Annotated in this window: 15 protein-coding genes; 6 read left to right on the plus strand and 9 right to left on the minus strand. The window is 74.3% G+C overall.

Annotated features, from left to right (window positions below; genetic code table 11):
* Nucleotides 1-9: 9 nt before the first annotated feature.
* Genes ABZ457_RS02230 through ABZ457_RS02240 form a run of 3 tightly spaced genes read right to left on the minus strand, consistent with a single transcriptional unit; the run spans nucleotide 10 to nucleotide 1,831 of the window.
* Complete coding sequence (locus ABZ457_RS02230; protein ID WP_359152921.1) at nucleotides 10-654, minus strand: antibiotic biosynthesis monooxygenase; 645 nt, start codon at nucleotides 652-654, stop codon at nucleotides 10-12.
* Nucleotides 651-1,472: an SDR family oxidoreductase gene (locus ABZ457_RS02235; protein WP_359152923.1), complete on the minus strand. Its 822-nt coding sequence runs from the start codon at nucleotides 1,470-1,472 to the stop codon at nucleotides 651-653. The genes ABZ457_RS02230 and ABZ457_RS02235 overlap by 4 nt, the downstream gene beginning before the upstream one ends.
* Entirely contained in the window at nucleotides 1,469-1,831 is a 363-nt protein-coding gene (locus ABZ457_RS02240) for a SchA/CurD-like domain-containing protein (protein ID WP_359152925.1), read from the minus strand. Before ABZ457_RS02240 ends, ABZ457_RS02235 begins: the two co-directional genes overlap by 4 nt.
* A gap of 468 nt (nucleotides 1,832-2,299) precedes the next feature.
* Between ABZ457_RS02240 and ABZ457_RS02245 the strand changes: the two genes are divergently transcribed.
* From ABZ457_RS02245 to ABZ457_RS02255, 3 genes are all read left to right on the plus strand, one after another.
* Nucleotides 2,300-3,577, plus strand: coding sequence for an FAD-dependent monooxygenase (locus ABZ457_RS02245; protein ID WP_359152927.1), 1,278 nt, complete (start codon nucleotides 2,300-2,302; stop codon nucleotides 3,575-3,577).
* Nucleotides 3,574-4,431 (plus strand): SAM-dependent methyltransferase, encoded by an 858-nt coding sequence (locus ABZ457_RS02250; RefSeq protein WP_359152929.1) that lies wholly within the window; start codon nucleotides 3,574-3,576, stop codon nucleotides 4,429-4,431. The genes ABZ457_RS02245 and ABZ457_RS02250 overlap by 4 nt, the downstream gene beginning before the upstream one ends.
* Before the next feature lie 91 nt (nucleotides 4,432-4,522).
* A complete protein-coding gene (locus ABZ457_RS02255) occupies nucleotides 4,523-4,975 on the plus strand; it encodes an SPW repeat protein (protein ID WP_359152931.1) in 453 nt (150 codons plus the stop codon).
* Between the two features lie 228 nt (nucleotides 4,976-5,203).
* On the opposite strand, the gene ABZ457_RS02260 is transcribed toward ABZ457_RS02255, so the two are convergent.
* From ABZ457_RS02260 to ABZ457_RS02270, 3 genes are all read right to left on the minus strand, one after another.
* Nucleotides 5,204-6,754: an MFS transporter gene (locus ABZ457_RS02260; protein WP_359152933.1), complete on the minus strand. Its 1,551-nt coding sequence runs from the start codon at nucleotides 6,752-6,754 to the stop codon at nucleotides 5,204-5,206.
* A 189-nt stretch (nucleotides 6,755-6,943) separates the two neighbouring features.
* Nucleotides 6,944-7,342, minus strand: coding sequence for a RidA family protein (locus ABZ457_RS02265; protein WP_359152935.1), 399 nt, complete (start codon nucleotides 7,340-7,342; stop codon nucleotides 6,944-6,946).
* Entirely contained in the window at nucleotides 7,339-8,505 is a 1,167-nt protein-coding gene (locus ABZ457_RS02270) for an acyl-CoA dehydrogenase family protein (RefSeq protein ID WP_359152937.1), read from the minus strand. Before ABZ457_RS02270 ends, ABZ457_RS02265 begins: the two co-directional genes overlap by 4 nt.
* A 277-nt stretch (nucleotides 8,506-8,782) precedes the next feature.
* On the opposite strand from ABZ457_RS02270, the gene ABZ457_RS02275 reads away from it, so the two are divergent.
* On the plus strand, nucleotides 8,783-10,399 hold the full coding sequence (locus ABZ457_RS02275; protein WP_359152939.1) for an AMP-binding protein: 1,617 nt from the start codon (nucleotides 8,783-8,785) through the stop codon (nucleotides 10,397-10,399).
* A 4-nt stretch (nucleotides 10,400-10,403) separates the two neighbouring features.
* Nucleotides 10,404-11,231, plus strand: a complete 828-nt coding sequence (locus ABZ457_RS02280; RefSeq protein ID WP_359152941.1) for a PaaX family transcriptional regulator C-terminal domain-containing protein — start codon at nucleotides 10,404-10,406, stop codon at nucleotides 11,229-11,231.
* Here ABZ457_RS02280 and ABZ457_RS02285 read toward each other — a convergent pair.
* Together ABZ457_RS02285 and ABZ457_RS02290 are read right to left on the minus strand one after the other, a co-directional pair.
* On the minus strand, nucleotides 11,218-13,638 hold the full coding sequence (locus ABZ457_RS02285; protein ID WP_359152943.1) for a bifunctional salicylyl-CoA 5-hydroxylase/oxidoreductase: 2,421 nt from the start codon (nucleotides 13,636-13,638) through the stop codon (nucleotides 11,218-11,220). The genes ABZ457_RS02280 and ABZ457_RS02285 overlap by 14 nt on opposite strands.
* A complete protein-coding gene (locus ABZ457_RS02290) occupies nucleotides 13,638-14,465 on the minus strand; it encodes an enoyl-CoA hydratase family protein (protein ID WP_018847973.1) in 828 nt (275 codons plus the stop codon). The genes ABZ457_RS02285 and ABZ457_RS02290 overlap by 1 nt, the downstream gene beginning before the upstream one ends.
* Before the next feature lie 229 nt (nucleotides 14,466-14,694).
* On the opposite strand from ABZ457_RS02290, the gene ABZ457_RS02295 reads away from it, so the two are divergent.
* On the plus strand, nucleotides 14,695-15,108 hold the full coding sequence (locus ABZ457_RS02295; protein WP_359152946.1) for an ATP-binding protein: 414 nt from the start codon (nucleotides 14,695-14,697) through the stop codon (nucleotides 15,106-15,108).
* Between the two features lie 60 nt (nucleotides 15,109-15,168).
* Here ABZ457_RS02295 and argF read toward each other — a convergent pair whose 3' ends face one another.
* A complete protein-coding gene (gene argF / locus ABZ457_RS02300; protein WP_359152948.1) occupies nucleotides 15,169-16,170 on the minus strand; it encodes an ornithine carbamoyltransferase in 1,002 nt (333 codons plus the stop codon).
* Between the last annotated feature and the right edge of the window lie 98 nt (nucleotides 16,171-16,268).

Here is a 16,268-nt window from a genome sequence, read left to right on the forward strand (position 1 = left end):
CCCTCGTTCTCAGACCGTGGCGGACAGATGGGTGCCGATGAGACCCTCGACCTCGGCGGGGGTGCTGCCGGCGGTGATCTCCTCCTCGATGTCGATGCCGTAGCGGCTCTTGATGCGGCTGGCCAGCTCGACGCGGGCGAGCGAGTCGAGGCCCAGGGCCTCGAAGGTCGTCGCGTACACCGCCTCGCCCAGCTCGGGGTCGAGGCCCACCGCCGTGAGCATCCCGGTGAGTTCGCCGCGTACGGGTCCGCCGGTCGTGGCGCCGGTCGGTGCGAGTCCCTCGGTCGTGGAGCCGGTCGGTGACATGGCTGTTCCCCCGTCTGTGGTGGTGTGGATGCGGAAGCGGAGCGAGCGGGCCTCGGTGAAGCAGTCGCGCATGGGCTTCACCAGGTCCCGGTGCTCCGGGGATCTCTCCCAGGTCTCGAAGTCGGCGAGGTCGCGCCACTCGCTGGTGATGAGCCACTGCTCGGGGTCGGTCGCGGAGCGGCAGACCTGGTCCCGGAGGTGGCCGGGGACTCCCCGGGCGACCTGGAAGCGGATCTCCTCGTAGGCGTCGAGGAAGTCCCGCTGCCGGTCGGCGGGGACGCGGATCAGGAACACGACGCGGGCGGCGCCGGCGGCCGGCGCGCCCCCGTGCCCGGTGGCCGCGCTCACCGGGCCCGCCCGCCCGCTCCGGGCGGCGGTCCCCCGGCGCCCGGGGGCGGTCCGCCCGCCAGGGCCGAGGTGAAGCCGAACCGTCCGACGACCGGCACGACGCTGCCGTACATGCCGTCCGACTCCGGCCCGGTGAGGAAGCGCACGGCGCGCGCGACCAGTTCGGCCTCGACGGTGAGGGAGGGGTCGACGTGCGGCAGCTCCTTGCGCAGCTCCGGGGTCTCCACCAGCGTCAGCGAGATCGCGTTGGCGTGGATGCCCCGGCCCTTCACCTCGTGGGAGACCGCCCGCATCCAGGTGACCAGGGCCGCCTTGCTCGCCGCGTACGCCGACATCCCGGCCAGCGGCTCGTCCGCCAGCGGGGTGCCGAAGTAGACGAGCCGGCCGCCCTCCGTCAGATGCGGCAGCACCGCCTGGGTGGCGACCACCGCGGAGAGGAGGTTGGCGCGCAGCAGTTCCTCGTAGCCCGCGACCTCGGTGAGCATCAGCGGGCCGACCGCGAAGCCGCCGACCAGGTGCACCAGTCCGTGCAGGGAGCCGTAGCGGGCCACCGCCTCGGCCGCGGCGCGCTGGGCGTCGCCGGGCCGGGTGGTGTCGGCCGCCAGGACGCCGACCTCGCCCGGTCCGCCCGAGGCGGCGGCGGTGCGGGCCAGTTCGGCGAGGCGGGTGGTGTTGCGGCCGGTGAGCAGCAGCCGGTCGCCGCGCTCGGCGAGGGCCCGTACGGTCGCCTCGCCGAGCCTGCCGGTGGCGCCGGTGACGAGCAGGGTGCGGGGGGCGAGCGGGGCGTCGGGCGCGAGCGGGGTGCGGGGCGCGCTCACGCGTCCTGCTCCTCGAAGACCGCCACCCGTGTGGTGACGTGCTCCATCATCGCCTTCTGGAAGAAGGCGCGGGCCCCGGCGGGCGAGGAGAGGTCCCGCGGTTCGACGAGGAACTCGTCGAGCTTGCGCTCCAGTTCCTGGATCGCGGGCTGCCGCGCCAGGTGGGCCATCACCCGGGGCAGGCTGCCGTCGATCTCCATCATGCGGACGACCAGGCCGTCCTTCATGAAGATGGAGGTGCCGAGCAGACGGGCGCCGTCGGGGGTGACCCTCTCGGGCGGGGTGTAGTTGGCCAGCAGGTCCCGGACCACCGCCTCGGTTCCCGGCTTGACCTGGAAGCTGATCGCGTAACGCTCCATGGGAGCCCTTTCTCTGGGGCTGGGCTTGTCTGGCTTGGCTTGTCTGACTTGGCTTGTCTGGGGCTGGGTCTGGGCGTGAGGGGTCCGGGGGATCGGGGGCCGGCCCTGCGGCGGACCGGCCGGCGAGCACCGGCCCCGGCCAGAGTGCCGGTGGAGCCCCGCTCGGGTCTTCCGGCCGCCGGGCGAGATCGGGTCTCCTCACGCGGGGGGAGACCCTCCCCCCGCCGCCGGGGGTCCTCCTCCCGCCGGCCGGCCGTCTCCCCCGCGCGGACAACGGCGCTTCCCCCCGCGGGTGGGGGCCGGGTTCGTCCCCGCGCCGGAAGACGCCGGGGCGGTGCCCCGCCTAGCGTTCCGGTCGGTGCGGCGCGGTATCCCCCCGCACCCGGCACCACCCTCTGCCGCGCCGCACGGCACCACGCAGAGACCACCCCACCCCCGCACCGTCCACACCCACCGGAGGAGATCGCGATGGCCGACGACCGGAACGAGGTCATCGTCATGGGCGGCGGGATCGCCGGGCTGACCACCGTGCTGGCCCTGCGGGCCGCCGGGATCGGCGCCACGGCGTACGAACGCGCCCCCGCCCCCGACGCGGCCTCGGCCGGCAACGGACTGGTCGTCTGGCACAACGCCGTCCTCGCGCTCCGCGCGATCGGCCTGGAGGAGGAACTGGACGCGGTCGGGGCGGAGTTGCTGCGCTACCGGTTCCGGTCCCGCCGCACCGGCTCCCTCGCGGACTGGTCGGTGGCGGACGGGGCGCGGCGGTACGGCGCCCCGGCGTACACGGTCTCCCGGCCCGCGCTGCACGGCATGCTCCGCGAGCTGGTCGGCGACGACCTGGTGCTCGGCGCCCGGTGCGCGGGCTTCACCGAGGACGCCGACGGGGTGACGGTGCGCCTGGACGACGGACGCGAGGTCCGGGGCGGGGTCCTGGTCGGGGCGGACGGGCTGCGCTCGACCGTCCGCCGGGTCCTGATGCCGAGCGAACCTCCGCCCCGGTACGCGGGCATGACGGCCTGTCAGGGAATCGTCTCCCCGGGCGCGGAGGGCGTCCCGGGCGGGGTCCCGGGCGGGGTCCTGGACGCGATCCCGGAGGGCGTCTTCGTCAACACCTTCGGCGAGGGCACCTGGTTCGTGTACTACCGGCTCGGCGACGGGTCCGTGTACTGGGACGCGGTGCTCGACGACCGGACCGGGCGGCGGATCGGCAGTGCCGCGTCCCCGCTCGGGACCGGGCTGCGCGCGGCGCTGCTGCGGGAGTTCGGCGACTGGCCCGACCCCGTGCCCGCCCTGATCGCGGCCGGCCCGGAGGCGGACGTCCTGCCGGTCGGCATCTACGACCGCGACCCGGTGCCGAGGTGGAGCACCGACCGGGTGACCCTGGTCGGGGACGCGGCCCAGCCGATGACGTTCAACCTGGGCCAGGGCGCCAACCAGGCGATCGAGGGCTCGGTGGTGCTCGCCGAGTGCCTCGCGACCGCCGCCGGCACCGGCTCGGGTCCCGCCGCGGCGCTCGCCGCCTATGAGCGCCGCCGGATCGCCCGCACCGCCCGGGTGGCCCGGCGTTCGCGGACGAACGGCGTGCTCAGCAGCCGGCACAACCCGGCCGTCTGCCTACTGCGTGACGCGTTCATGCGGGTGGCCTTCGACCGGCTGGTCTACCGCAAGACCTACCGACTGACCATGGACACCGACTTCGGTGCGCCCCCCACCGGCACCGGGCACCAGGAGGACAGCCACCGATGACCACCGACACCCGACCCACCAGCGGGGTCAGCCGCACGGCCGTGATCGTCGCCCAGGCCCGCGCGACCGAGGACGCCCGGCCGGACCGGCTGTTCGCCGACCCGTACGCGCAGTCGTTCGTGGACGCCGTCGGCTGGATCCAGGTCGCCGAGGCGGGCCGGCTGAACCAGGGCCACTTCGTCCTGCGGACCCGCTACTTCGACGACTGGTTCCGGGCCGCGGCGCAGGCGGGCTGCCGCCAGGCGGTGCTCGTCGCGGCGGGCCTGGACACCCGGGCGTTCCGGCTGGAGTGGCCGGACGGCTTCCGGGTCTTCGAGATCGACCTGCCCGGTCTGATGGCGTTCAAGGAGGCGGTGCTCGGAGTGCGGGGCGCCGAGCCCTCCTGCGAGCGGACGGCGGTCCACGCCGACCTGCGCGAGGAGTGGACCGCGGACCTGCTGGCCGCCGGCTTCGATGCCTCGGTGCCGACGGCCTGGCTGGTCGAGGGCCTCATGATGTACCTGGAGCCCGCCGACAACGACCGCCTGGCCCGGCGCATCGGATCGCTGTCCGCGCCGGGGAGCCGGCTGGCGATCGAGCACGTCAACCACGCCTACACCGAGCTGCCGCAACTGCGGGCCGTGCACGAGAGGTTGCGGAAGGTGGGCGCCGCGTGGCGGTCCACGCTGGAGGACCCGCGCGGCTGGCTCGCCGGCCACGGCTGGACGGCGACGGTCACCCCGCAGTCGGAGCTGGCCGCCCGGCACGGCCGCCCGGTCCCGGAACTGACGGATCCGGAGCGGGTGGGGGACGCGCGGATGTGGCTGGTGGAGGCCGTCCGGGAGACGCCCGCCCCAATACCCGAAAGCACATGAATCGTCACCTTTCACCCATTGACCCGGCGACGGGAGAGGCGTTCCATGGAGATAAAGGACACATAAGGCTGCTGGCAGGAGGCGGCCCACCATGACCACCCGTACCGACATCGAACAACACCCGGACGTGGCCGAGATGCGGTCCCGCTTCGAGCGGGCGACATCGAACCCGAGGGCCCAGTCCGTCGAAGCACTGGCGCTGCTCACCGGCGTCTACCTGGCGGCGTCCCCCTGGATCGCCGGGTTCAGCGGCCTGACCACCCTGGCCGTGACCAACCTGATCCTCGGCATCGCGTACTGCGTCTGCATGGGCGGCTTCGCCTCCGCCTACGAGCGCACCCACGCGATGGCCTGGGCCGCGTGCGCGATCGGCGCGTTCACGATCCTCTCGCCGTGGATCGTGTCCGGAGCCGTCGACACGACCCGCACCATCGTCAACAACGTGATCGTCGGCGCCGTGGCGCTGCTCTGCGGTCTCGCGATGATGGCGGCGGGTGGCCGCGACAGGCCGTCCGCGTCCGTCGGCCCGTCCTCGATGAGCTGACCCCGTCGCACGACGCCACGGGCTCCCGGGCACTCCGGGGGCCCGCGGCGTGCGTCGGGACACCCGGAACGGCGGCGCGTGCGTCGGGACACCCGGAACGGCGGCGCGTGCGTCGGGACACCCGGAAACGCCGGCGCGTGCGTCGGGACACCCGGAAACGCCGGCGCGTGCGTCGGGACACCCGGAAACGCCGGCGCGTGCGTCGGGGCACCCGGAAACGCCGGCCGGTCAGGGGGCCGCGGACGGGGCGTCGCCCTTGAGGCGCTCCAGGTCGTCCGGCCGCACCTGGATGACCAGCAGCGCGACCAGCGCGGCGACGACGGCGAAGCAGGCCGCCACCACGAAGGCGGCCGAGATGCCCGAGCTGAGGACCTGGTCGGCCCAGGGCGGCGGGAGCTGCCCGGTCCGCTCGAAGGCGAGCCGCTGGGCGGGGGTGGCCTCGGCGAGGAAGGCCGGGACCAGGTCCTCGCCCTTGTTGGCGCTCGCCGTGCCGAAGGCGGTGACCAGGATCGACAGGCCCAGTGACCCGCCGACCTGCTGGGTGGCGTTGAGCAGCCCGGACGCGGCGCCCGACTCGTGCACGGGCACCCGGGAGAGGGCCATCAGCGTCAGGGAGACGAACTGGAGGCCCATGCCGAGGCCGAAGACCAGCATCGGCCCGAGGATGCTGCCCGCGTAGGTGGAGTCGACGTCGGTGAGCGTCAGCCAGCCGAGGCCGCCGGCCGCCAGCAGGGCGCCGGTGACCATGAAGGGTTTCGGCCCGTACTTCGGCAGCAGTTGGGAGGCCGTGGCCGCGCCGATCGCGATGATCACGCTCACCGGCAGGAAGGCGAGACCGGCCCGCAGCGGACTGAAGTCCAGCACGTCCTGGACGAACAGGGTGAGGAAGAAGAACATCCCGAACATGGCCGCGGCCAGGCAGAGCATGATGCCGTAGGTGCCCGCGCGGTTGCGGTCGGCGAACATGTGCAGCGGGGTGATGGGCTGCCGGGAGCGGCGTTCGACGGTGATGAAGGCGGCCAGCATGATCACGGCGACGCCGAAGGAGGCCAGGGTCAGCGGGTCCCGCCAGCCGTCCTGCCCGGCCCGGATGAAGCCGTACACCAGGGAGGCCATGCCGAGGGTGGAGGTGAGGGCGCCCAGGATGTCGAAGTGGCCCGGGTGGCGTTCGGACTCCTTGATGTAGCGGGGCGTGGCCAGGATGATCAGCAGGCCGATCGGTACGTTGACGAAGAACACCCAGCGCCAGTCGAGCCATTCGACGAGCATCCCGCCCGCCAGCAGCCCGATCGCGCCGCCGCCCGCGGACACCGCGGCGAAGACGCCGAACGCCCGGTTCCGCTCCGGCCCCTCCTTGAAGGTGGTGGTGATCAGGGCCAGCGAGGTCGGCGAGGCGATCGCCCCGCCGACGCCCTGGAGGGCGCGCGCGGCGAGGAGTTGGCCGCCGTTCTGGGCGAGCCCGCCGAGCAGGGAGGCGATGACGAAGAGCAGCACGCCGAAGATGAACACCCGCCGCCGCCCGAGGATGTCACCGGCCCGGCCGCCGAGCAGCAGCAGCCCGCCGAAGGTGAGCGTGTAGGCGTTGACCACCCAGGACAGGCTGGTGGTGGAGAAGTCCAGCGAGGTCTGGATGTGCGGGAGGGCGATGTTCACGATGGTGATGTCGAGAACCACCATGAGCTGGCAGGAGGCGATGACCAGAAGGGCCATCCCGTGCCCGCCGCCCTTGCCGGGAGCGGAGTCGCGCGTCGCGGAAACGGGCTGCTGCGGAGTCGTCATGACGCATCGTGCCTCGGTGCCGGATGGCCCCTGCGCGGGGTCCGGTCCGCGTGCCAGAGGCGTGAACGGTCCCGTCCACTTCTCGACGTTAAGCCCCGCCCCCGGGGGTCACCAGTCGATCATGACACGTCCCTGATCACGCCTCTGACCGGCGGTTTCGTGCCCCTGACCGGGGCCCGGCCGGCGTTCTCACGGCAGGACGGCGACGCCGTCCACCTCCACCAGGCACTCCTCGTCCCAGAGCCGCACCACCCCGATCACAGCCATCGCCGGGTAGTCCCGGCCCGCCAGCCGCCGCCAGATCCGGCCGAGTTCCACGGCATGGGCGCGGTAGTCCTCGACGTCGGTCGCATAGACGGTGACCCGGGCGAGGTCGTGGGCGGTGCCCCCGGCGGCGGCGAGGGCGGCGAGCAGATTGGTGAGCGCGGTCTCGAACTGCTCCGGCAGGGCCGCGCCGACGACCTTGCCCTCCCCGTCCAGGGCCGTCTGGCCGGCCAGGAACACGATCCGCGTGCCCGAGGCGGTGACGGCGTGCGAGAAGCCGGTCGGGGGCGACAGTTCGGCCGGGTTGTGCCGGTGCAGACTCATCGGACGGCCTCCTCGGCTTCCGGCCGCGCCGCGGACGCGGTCGCCGCCGCCCGCGCCGCGTACAGCTCCTTGGCGACGATGGTGCGCTGGACCTCGGTGGCACCCTCGTAGATCCGCGGCGCCCGGACCTCGCGGTAGAGGTGTTCCAGCAGATGCCCGCGGCGCAGGGCGGCGGCCCCGTGCGCCTGGACGGCCGCGTCCACCACGTACTGGGCGGTCTCGGTGGCCAGCAGCTTCGCCATCGCGGAGCGCCGGGGCACCTCGGGGTCGCCCTCGTCGTACGCGCAGGCCGCCGCGTAGACCAGCAGCCGGGCCGCCTCGGTGCGGGTGGCCATCTCGGCGGCGGTGTGGGCGACCGACTGGAGGTCCTTGAGCGGGCCGCCGAAGGCCGTGCGCCGCTCGGTGTGCGCGAGGGTGGCGTCCAGGGCGGCCTGGGCCATTCCGACGGCGAAGGCGCCGACGCTCGGGCGGAAGAGGTTCAGGGTGTCCATCGCGACGCCGAAGCCGCGCCCGGGCTCCCCGAGGACGTCCTCGGGGCCGACGGGGACGCCGTCGAAGGCGAGGGCGCCGATGGGGTGGGGGGACAGCATCTCCAGGGCGCTGCCGGTCAGGCCCGGCCGGTCGGCGGGGACCAGGAAGGCGGTGATGCCGCGCGGGCCGGCGCCCTCACACGTGCGGGCGAAGACGGAGTAGAAGTCGGCCTCCGGGGCGTTGGAGATCCAGCACTTCTCACCGCTCAGCCGCCAGCCGTCGCCGTCCCGGTCGGCCCGCAGGGCGAGCGCCCCGGCGTCGGACCCGGCGCCCGGCTCGCTCAGCGCGAAGGCGGCCACGGCCCGCCCGGCGGTCACCTCGGGCAGCCAGCGCGCCCGCTGGGCGTCGGTGCCCGCCCGGACCACGGGGGAGGTGCCGAGCCCCTGGAGGGCGAGGGCGGTCTCCGCCTCGGTGCAGGCGTAGGCGAGGGACTCGCGCAGCAGGCACAGCTCGAAGGCACCGGCCTCGAAGAGGCGCTTCAGCAGGCCGAGTTCACCGAGAGCAGCGACCAGGGGCCGGTTCACCCGACCGGGCTCGCCCTGCTCGGCGAGCGGCGCCAGGCGGTCGCGGGCGAGGGCGCGCAGCTCCTCGCACCAGGCGCGCTGTACCGGATCGAGTGAGAATGCGGGCATTCGCGCCCTCGCTTCCACGGTCGGGGCCGGGTGGCGGCGGTGCGGCGGCGCCCGGGTGCCGGAGGCCGTCGCACGGGTCACGATATCGCGGAGTGTTGACTGTCGTCACCATCACGATACGCTCGTTCGGCGACGCACTCGCGCACCACGGACGACGCAGCACGCACCACGGACGACGCAGCACGCAGCACGCAGCACGCAGCACGCAGCACGCAGCACGCAGCACGACCATCCCGGAACGCCGTTTCGCGACCCCACCACAGCCAGGGGGCGAACCATGGAGCTGACACCCTCGGCCCACCTCGACACGTTTCCGCGCGACCACCTCCCGCCGCCCGGCGAGTGGCCCGAGCTCCTCTTCGAGCTGCCGGAGCTCCAGTACCCGGCCCGTCTGAACTGCGCGGCCGAACTCCTCGACACCACGATCGCCCGCCACGGCCCGGACCGGCCCGTCTTCCGCACCGGGGACGGCGAGACGTGGACGTACGGGGAGCTGCGCGAGCGGGTCGACCGGATCGCGCACGTCCTGACCCGGGACCTCGGGGTGGTGCCGGGCAACCGGGTGCTGCTGCGCGGCCCGACCACCCCGCAGCTCGCCGCCTGCTGGCTCGCGGTGCTGAAGGCGGGGGCGGTCGCCGTCACGGTCCTCGCCCAGCAGCGGGCGGGGGAACTGGCCACCGTCTGCGAGATCGCCGAGCCGGCGCACGCCCTCTGCGACATCCGCTCGGTGGACGAGCTGGTCAAGGCGGAGGTCCCCGGGCTGCGGATCACCACCTGGGGCGGCGAGACCCCGGACGATCTGCTCAACCGGGCCCGGACCGCGTCCGCCGAGCCGTACCCGGCCGTCGCCACGGCCGCCGACGACGTGGCCCTGATCGCCTTCACCTCCGGGACGACCGGCCGGCCCAAGGGGTGCGTGCACTTCCACCGGGATGTGCTCGCCGTCGCGGACACCTTCTCCGCGCGGGTGCTGCGGCCCCGGCCGGACGACGTGTTCGCCGGGAGCCCGCCCCTCGGGTTCACCTTCGGGCTCGGCGGTCTGGTGCTGTTCCCGATGCGGGCCGGGGCCTTGGCGCTGCTGCTGGAACAGGCCGGCCCCGCCCGGCTGCTGGAGGCGATCGCCGAGCACCGGGTCACCGTCCTGTTCACGGCCCCGACCGCGTACCGGGTGATGCTGGACGAGCTGGACGGCCACGACGTGACCTCCCTGCGCCGCTGCGTCTCGGCGGGCGAGAACCTGCCCGCCGCCACCTGGCACGCCTGGCGGGAGCGGACCGGGCTCGCCCTCATCAACGGGATCGGCGCGACGGAACTCCTGCACATCTTCGTCTCCGCCGCCGACGCGGACGCCCGGCCCGGCACCACGGGCGTCCCCGTCCCCGGCTGGCAGGCCCGCGTGGTCGACGGCGCGGGCCTGCCGGTCCCCGACGGGGAACCGGGACTGCTCGCCGTGCGCGGCCCGGTCGGCTGCCGGTACCTGGCCGACCCCCGGCAGCGGGAGTACGTCCGCGACGGCTGGAACATCACCGGCGACACCTATGTCCGCGAGAGCGACGGCTGGTTCCGCTATGTCGCCCGCGCCGACGACATGATCGTCTCGGCCGGGTACAACATCGCGGGCCCGGAGGTCGAGGACGCGCTGCTGCACCATCCGGACGTGGCCGAGGCGGCGGTCGTCGGGCGCCCGGACGAGCTGCGCGGCCGGGTCGTCGCCGCCTACGTCGTCCTGCGCGAGGGCGTGCCGCGCGGCGAGGAGACGGTCCGGGCCCTGACCGAAGCGGTGAAGGAGCGCCTCGCGCCCTTCAAGTGCCCCCGGGAGTTCGTCTTCCTGGACGCGCTGCCGCGCACCCCGACGGGCAAGCTCCAGCGGTACCGGCTGCGGGATCTAGAGTGACCGGGTGGCCGAGCTGCACACCCCCCGATCCCTGATCGTCACCCTGTACGGCGCCTACGGGCGCGAGCGGCCGGGGCCGTTCGCCGTGGCCGAGCTGATCCGGCTGCTGGGCGCCCTCGGCGTGGACGCCCCCTCGGTGCGCTCCTCGGTCTCCCGGCTGAAGCGGCGCGGGCTGCTGGTGCCGGAGCGGACGGCGGACGGCGCGGCCGGGTACGCCCTCTCCGCCGACGCCCGCCAGCTCCTCGACGACGGCGACCGGCGCATCTTCGCGGGCGCGCCCGCCGACCCGGCCGAGGGCTGGGTGCTGGCGGTGTTCTCGGTGCCCGAGTCCGAGCGGGCCAAGCGGCATCTGCTGCGCTCCCGCCTGGTGCGCCTGGGCTTCGGGGCGGCCGCGCCGGGCGTGTGGATCGCGCCCGCGCGGCTCGCGGAGGAGACCCGGCACACCCTGGTCCGCCTCGGACTCGCCCCGTACGTGGAACTGTTCCGCGGCGCCCATCTGGGCTTCGCGGCCACGGCGGAGGCGGTCGCGCGCTGGTGGGACCTGGCAGCGGTGGCCAAGCAGCACGAGGAGTTCCTGGGGCTGGCGGAGCCGGTGCTGCGCGCCTGGGAGGCCCGCCCGGACACCCCGCCCCGCGAGGCGTACCGGGACTATCTCACCGCCCTCGACCTCTGGCGCCGCCTCCCCTACGCGGACCCCGGCCTCGCCCCGGACCTCCTGCCCGCCGGCTGGCCCGGCGCCCGCTCGGCCGCCGTCTTCGCCGCCCTGCACGCCCGGCTCCGGGACGCGGGCGCGGCCTTCGTCCGCGACGAGGGGGCGGCTACCGCAGGCTGAGCCGGGGCTTGGGCGCGTCGGTCCGGCCGGTGGGCGGGGTGCGGCTGCCCGCGCGGTACGGCAGGGGCCAGGGGGCGCCCTCGCCCGTGTAGCCCTGCTCGGCGGCGGCGTGCAGGGTCCAGTGCGGGTCGTAGAGGTGCGGGCGGGCCAGGGCGCACAGATCGGCGCGGCCGGCCAGGAGGAGGGAGTTGACGTCGTCCCAGGAGGAGATCGCGCCGACGGCGACGACGGGGACACCGGTCTCGTTGCGGATCCGGTCCGCGAACGGGGTCTGGTAGGAGCGGCCGTACTCGGGGCGTTCGTCCGGGACGACCTGGCCGGTGGAGACGTCGATGGCGTCCGCGCCGTGCGCGGCGAAGGCGGCGGCGTACGCCACGGCGTCGTCGGCGGTGGTGCCGCCGTCCGCCCAGTCGGTGGCGGAGATCCGGACGGTGAGCGGCCGGTCGGCGGGCCACACCTCCCGTACCGCGTCGAGGACTTCGAGGGGGAAGCGGAGCCGGCGTTCCGTGCTGCCGCCGTAGGCGTCGGTGCGGCGGTTGGTGAGCGGGGAGAGGAAGCCGGAGAGCAGATAGCCGTGGGCGCAGTGGAGTTCGAGGAGGTCGAAGCCGCTGCGGGCGGCCCGGCGGGCGGCGGCGGTGAACTCCTCGCGGACGGAGGTGAGTCCGGCCCGGTCGAGGGCGTGCGGGACCTGGTTGACGCCGGGCCGGTAGGGCAGCGGGGAGGCGGCCAGGAGCGGCCAGTTGCCGGCGGGGAGGGGCTGGTCGATCCCCTCCCACATCAGCCGGGTGGAGCCCTTGCGGCCGGAGTGGCCCAGCTGGACGCCGATCGCGGTGCCGGGCGCGTGCGTGTGGACGAAGTCGGTGACCCGGCGCCAGCCGGCCGCCTGCTCCTCGTTCCACAGCCCGGTGCAGCCGGGGGTGATCCGGCCCTCGGGGCTGACGCAGACCATCTCCGTCATCACCAGCCCGGCGCCGCCGAGGGCCCGGGCGCCGAGGTGCACGAGGTGGAACTCGCCCGGCAGTCCGTCGGTGGCGCTGTACATGTCCATTGGGGAGACCACGACCCGGTTGCGCAGGGTCAGTCCGGCGAGCCGGAACGGGGTGAACATGGGCGGAGTGCCGGGCGGGCAGCCGAACTCCCGCTCCACCTTCTCGGTGAACTCCGCGTCCCGCAGGCGCAGATTGCCGTGGGTGACGCGGCGGCTGCGGGTGAGCAGGTTGAACGCGAACTGGCGAGGGGGCTGGTCGAGGTGCCGGGCGATCTCCTCGAACCAGCGCAGGCTGGCGGCCGCCGCGCGCTGGGTGGACTCCACGACCGGGCGGCGCTCGGCCTCGTAGGCGGCGAGGGCGGCGGGCAGGTCGGGCTGCTCGTCGATACAGGCGGCGAGCGCGAGGGCGTCCTCGACGGCGAGCTTGGTGCCGGAGCCGATGGAGAAGTGGGCGGTGTGCGCGGCGTCGCCGAGGAGGACCGTGTTCCCGTGCGACCAGCGCTCGTTGACGACGGTGCGGAAGGCGGTCCAGGCGGAGGAGTTGCCGCGCAGCGGGTGTCCGTCGAGCGCCCGGTCGAAGATCTTGGCGCAGCGGGCGGCGGACTCGCTCTCGTCCAGGGTGTCGAAGCCGGCGGCGCGCCAGACCTCCTCGCGCATCTCGACGATCACGGTGGAGGCGTCGGCCGCGTAGGGGTAGCCGTGGAGCTGCATCACCCCGTGCTCGGTCTCGGCGATCTCGAAGCGGAACGCGGCGAACGCCTTGTCGGCGGCGAGCCAGATGTAGCGGCAGCGGTGGGTGGTGATCCGGGGCCGGAAGACGTCGGCGTGCGCTTCGCGGGTGGCGCTGTGGACGCCGTCGGCGGCGATGACGAGGTCGTGGGTGGCGGCGAGTTCGGCGGCGGGCGGGGCGGGGGTGCGAAAGCGCAGGTCCACACCGAGCGAGCGGCAGCGGTGGTGCAGGACCTCCAGCAGCCGGCGGCGGCCGAGGGCGGCGAAGCCGTGGCCGCCGGAGGTCTGGAGGTGCCCGCGGTGCACGATGTCGATGTCGTCCCAGCGGACGAACTCGTCCTGGAGGGCGCGGTGGACGACGGGGTCGGCCTCCTCGATCCCGCCGAGGGTCTCGTCGGAGAGGACGACGCCGAAGCCGAAGGTGTCGTCGGGGGCGTTGCGCTCGTAGACGGTGATCTCGCGGCGGGGGTCGAGCCGGGCGAGGAGGGCGGCCGCGTAGAGCCCGCCGGGGCCGCCGCCGACGACGGCGACCTTGAGGGGCGGGCCCTCCCCCGGGCCGCCGGGCGCGGGGCGGGTGGCGGCGCGATCCGGGTCGGTGCCCGCGGCAGGGTCGGGACCGGGGGCCGTGCGGGCCGGGTCGGGAACGGGACCGGGGGCCGCGCGGTCGGGGAGGGGGGCCGGCGGGGGCATCAGCGGCCCTGCCACTCGGGCGGGCGCTTCGCGGTGAAGGCCGCGTGGAACTCGGCGTAGTCGCGCCCGTGCATCAGCAGCGCCTGCGTCGCCGCGTCCATCTCGACCGCGCCCGCGAGCGGCATGTCCAGCTCCGCGGTGAGCAGGGCCTTGGTCTGCGCGTAGGCGAGGGCGGGGCCGTCGGCGAGGTGGCGGGCCAGCTCGGCGGCGCGTTCGTCGGCCCGGCCCTCGTCGACCAGCTCGCTCAGCAGGCCGATCCGCTCGGCCTCCGGCGCGCGCACCGGCTCCCCGAGCATCAGGAGCCGGGTCGCGTGGCCGAGCCCGACGACCCGCGGCAGCAGGTACGCGGCCCCCATGTCGCCGCCGGAGAGCCCCACCTTGGTGAACAGGAAGGAGAAGCGGGCCGAGGGGTCCGCGATCCGGAAGTCCGCGGCGAGCGCCAGGACCGCCCCGGCGCCCGCGGCCACCCCGTGCACGGCGGCGACGACGGGGAACGGGCACTCCCGGATCGCCCGCACGACCTGTCCGGTCATCCGGTTGAAGTCCAGCAGTTCCGCGGTGTCCATGGCGAGGGTGGCGCCGATGATCTCGTCCACGTCGCCGCCGGAGCAGAAGCCGCGCCCCTCGCCGCCGAGGACCAGGGCCTGCACGGACCGCTCCCGGGAGAGCTCGGCGAGCAGGTCGCGCAGGTCCGCGTAGGCGCCGAAGGTGAGGGCGTTGAGCTTCTCGGGGCGGGCCAGGGTCACCGTCGCGACCCCGTCGTCCCGGGTGATCCGCAGATGGCGCCACTTCTCGGTGGGCGGGGCGGAACCGGTAAAGGGACTCATCGAGTGCTCCTTCGGCGGGCGGCGGGGGCGGTCTGCTGCGGCCTGCCTCCCGAAGTTATCACCCATTCATGACTTCCGTCACGAGAGCGCGATAGCGCATTTGTGACAGTGCGATGGCCTCGTAGCGGTTCCGGCACAGGATGCGTCCCGACCGGGATCGGCCCCCTGTTCGAGCCGGTGGCGTTCGTAGGGTGAGAGGACGACCGCCACCGAAACGGAATCCCCCGCCGTGCCCGACGAGCCCGCTCCCGCGCCCTGGCGCATCACGCTGCCGCACTCGGCGGCCGCGGTGCCCATGGCCCGCGCGATGGTCAGGACGGCGCTGGCGGAGATCGAGGCCCCGGCGGACCGGGACACCGCGGAACTCCTCACGGCGGAACTCGTCGCCAACGCGGTGCGCCACACCCCGGGCGACTCCCCCATCGAGCTGGTGATCGAGCTGCTGCCCGGGGGCTGCCAGGTCGAGGTGCACGACGCCGTCGTGACACCCGCTGCGGATCTGGTGGCGCCGGCGGGCGTCCCCGACCCGTGGCAGGAGCACGGGCGCGGGCTGCTGCTGATCCACTCACTCAGCTCGGAGTACGGGCAGCGGCCGACCGGCTGGGGGAAGGCGGTCTGGTTCACCCTCACCGCCCGAGGCTGATCCGGTCCCGGGGTCCGGGCTCCGGGGGCGTCCGGGGGCCGGGCCCGGGGCGGGGCCCGGTCAGCGGGCCAGAGTCGCGACCAGGACCGCCTTGATGGTGTGCATCCGGTTCTCGGCCTCGTCGAAGACGACCGAGTGCGCCGACTCGAAGACCTCGTCCGAGACCTCCAGCTCCGTGAGCCCGTGCCGCTCGTGGATCTCCCGGGCGATCACGGTCTCCAGGTCGTGGAAGGCGGGCAGGCAGTGCAGGAACCGGACGTCCGGGTTCCCGGTGACCCGCAGGACGTCCATGGTCACCGCGTACGGGGCGAGGGCCTTGATCCGCTCGTCCCAGACCTCCCGGGGCTCCCCCATCGACACCCAGACGTCCGTGGCGACGAAGTCGGCGCCGCGCACCCCCTCGGCGATGTCCTCGGTGAGGGTGATCCGCGCGCCGCTCGCGGCGGCGGCCTCCCGGGCGGCGGCCACCACCCGGGGCGCGGGCCAGTACGCCTCGGGTGCCACGATCCGTACGTCCATACCGAGGAGGGCGCCGGTGACCAGGTAGGAGTTGCCCATGTTGAAGCGGGCGTCGCCGAGGTAGGCGAAGGAGACCCGCTCCAGCGGCTTGTCGCTGTACTCGGTCATGGTGAGCACATCGGCCAGCATCTGGGTGGGGTGCCAGTCGTCGGTGAGGCCGTTGTAGACCGGCACCCCGGCGTGCGCGGCCAGCTCCTCGACCGTGCGCTGCGCGTCCCCGCGGAACTCGATGGCGTCGTACATCCGGCCGAGGACCCGGGCGGTGTCCTTCGCGGACTCCTTGCGGCCGATGTGGGAGCCCGCCGGGTCGATGTACGTCGTGAAGGCGCCCTGGTCGGCGGCGGCCACCTCGAAGGCGCAGCGGGTGCGGGTGGACGCCTTCTCGAAGATCAGCGCGATGTTCCTGCCCCGCAGCCGCTGCACCTCGGCGCCGGCCCGCTTGGCGGCCTTGAGTTCCGCGGCCAGGGCGACGAGACCGCGGAACTCCTCCGCCGTGAAGTCCAGCTCACGGAGGAAGTGGCGGCCTTCGAGTTGTATCGCCATGGTGGAGTGCTCCTGGGTCGCGGAATTGCGGCGTGACCATGGAAGTCTATACGACTAACGGTATCTCTATACAGACCCCTGTTCCGTGAACCCTGCGG

This window comes from Streptomyces sp. NPDC005805 (assembly GCF_040630445.1).
GTDB lineage: Bacteria > Actinomycetota > Actinomycetes > Streptomycetales > Streptomycetaceae > Streptomyces.

What these genes read in the sequence shown, in the direction of transcription:
- argF (WP_359152948.1), bottom strand. Translation starts at nt 16,170, where the DNA reads ATGGCGATACAACTCGAAGGCCGCCACTTCCTCCGTGAGCTGGACTTC.
- ABZ457_RS02255 (WP_359152931.1), top strand. Translation starts at nt 4,523, where the DNA reads ATGACCACCCGTACCGACATCGAACAACACCCGGACGTGGCCGAGATG.
- ABZ457_RS02265 (WP_359152935.1), bottom strand. Translation starts at nt 7,342, where the DNA reads ATGAGTCTGCACCGGCACAACCCGGCCGAACTGTCGCCCCCGACCGGC.
- ABZ457_RS02240 (WP_359152925.1), bottom strand. Translation starts at nt 1,831, where the DNA reads ATGGAGCGTTACGCGATCAGCTTCCAGGTCAAGCCGGGAACCGAGGCG.
- ABZ457_RS02260 (WP_359152933.1), bottom strand. Translation starts at nt 6,754, where the DNA reads ATGACGACTCCGCAGCAGCCCGTTTCCGCGACGCGCGACTCCGCTCCC.
- ABZ457_RS02245 (WP_359152927.1), top strand. Translation starts at nt 2,300, where the DNA reads ATGGCCGACGACCGGAACGAGGTCATCGTCATGGGCGGCGGGATCGCC.
- ABZ457_RS02290 (WP_018847973.1), bottom strand. Translation starts at nt 14,465, where the DNA reads ATGAGTCCCTTTACCGGTTCCGCCCCGCCCACCGAGAAGTGGCGCCAT.
- ABZ457_RS02270 (WP_359152937.1), bottom strand. Translation starts at nt 8,505, where the DNA reads ATGCCCGCATTCTCACTCGATCCGGTACAGCGCGCCTGGTGCGAGGAG.
- ABZ457_RS02250 (WP_359152929.1), top strand. Translation starts at nt 3,574, where the DNA reads ATGACCACCGACACCCGACCCACCAGCGGGGTCAGCCGCACGGCCGTG.
- ABZ457_RS02285 (WP_359152943.1), bottom strand. Translation starts at nt 13,638, where the DNA reads ATGCCCCCGCCGGCCCCCCTCCCCGACCGCGCGGCCCCCGGTCCCGTT.
- ABZ457_RS02275 (WP_359152939.1), top strand. Translation starts at nt 8,783, where the DNA reads ATGGAGCTGACACCCTCGGCCCACCTCGACACGTTTCCGCGCGACCAC.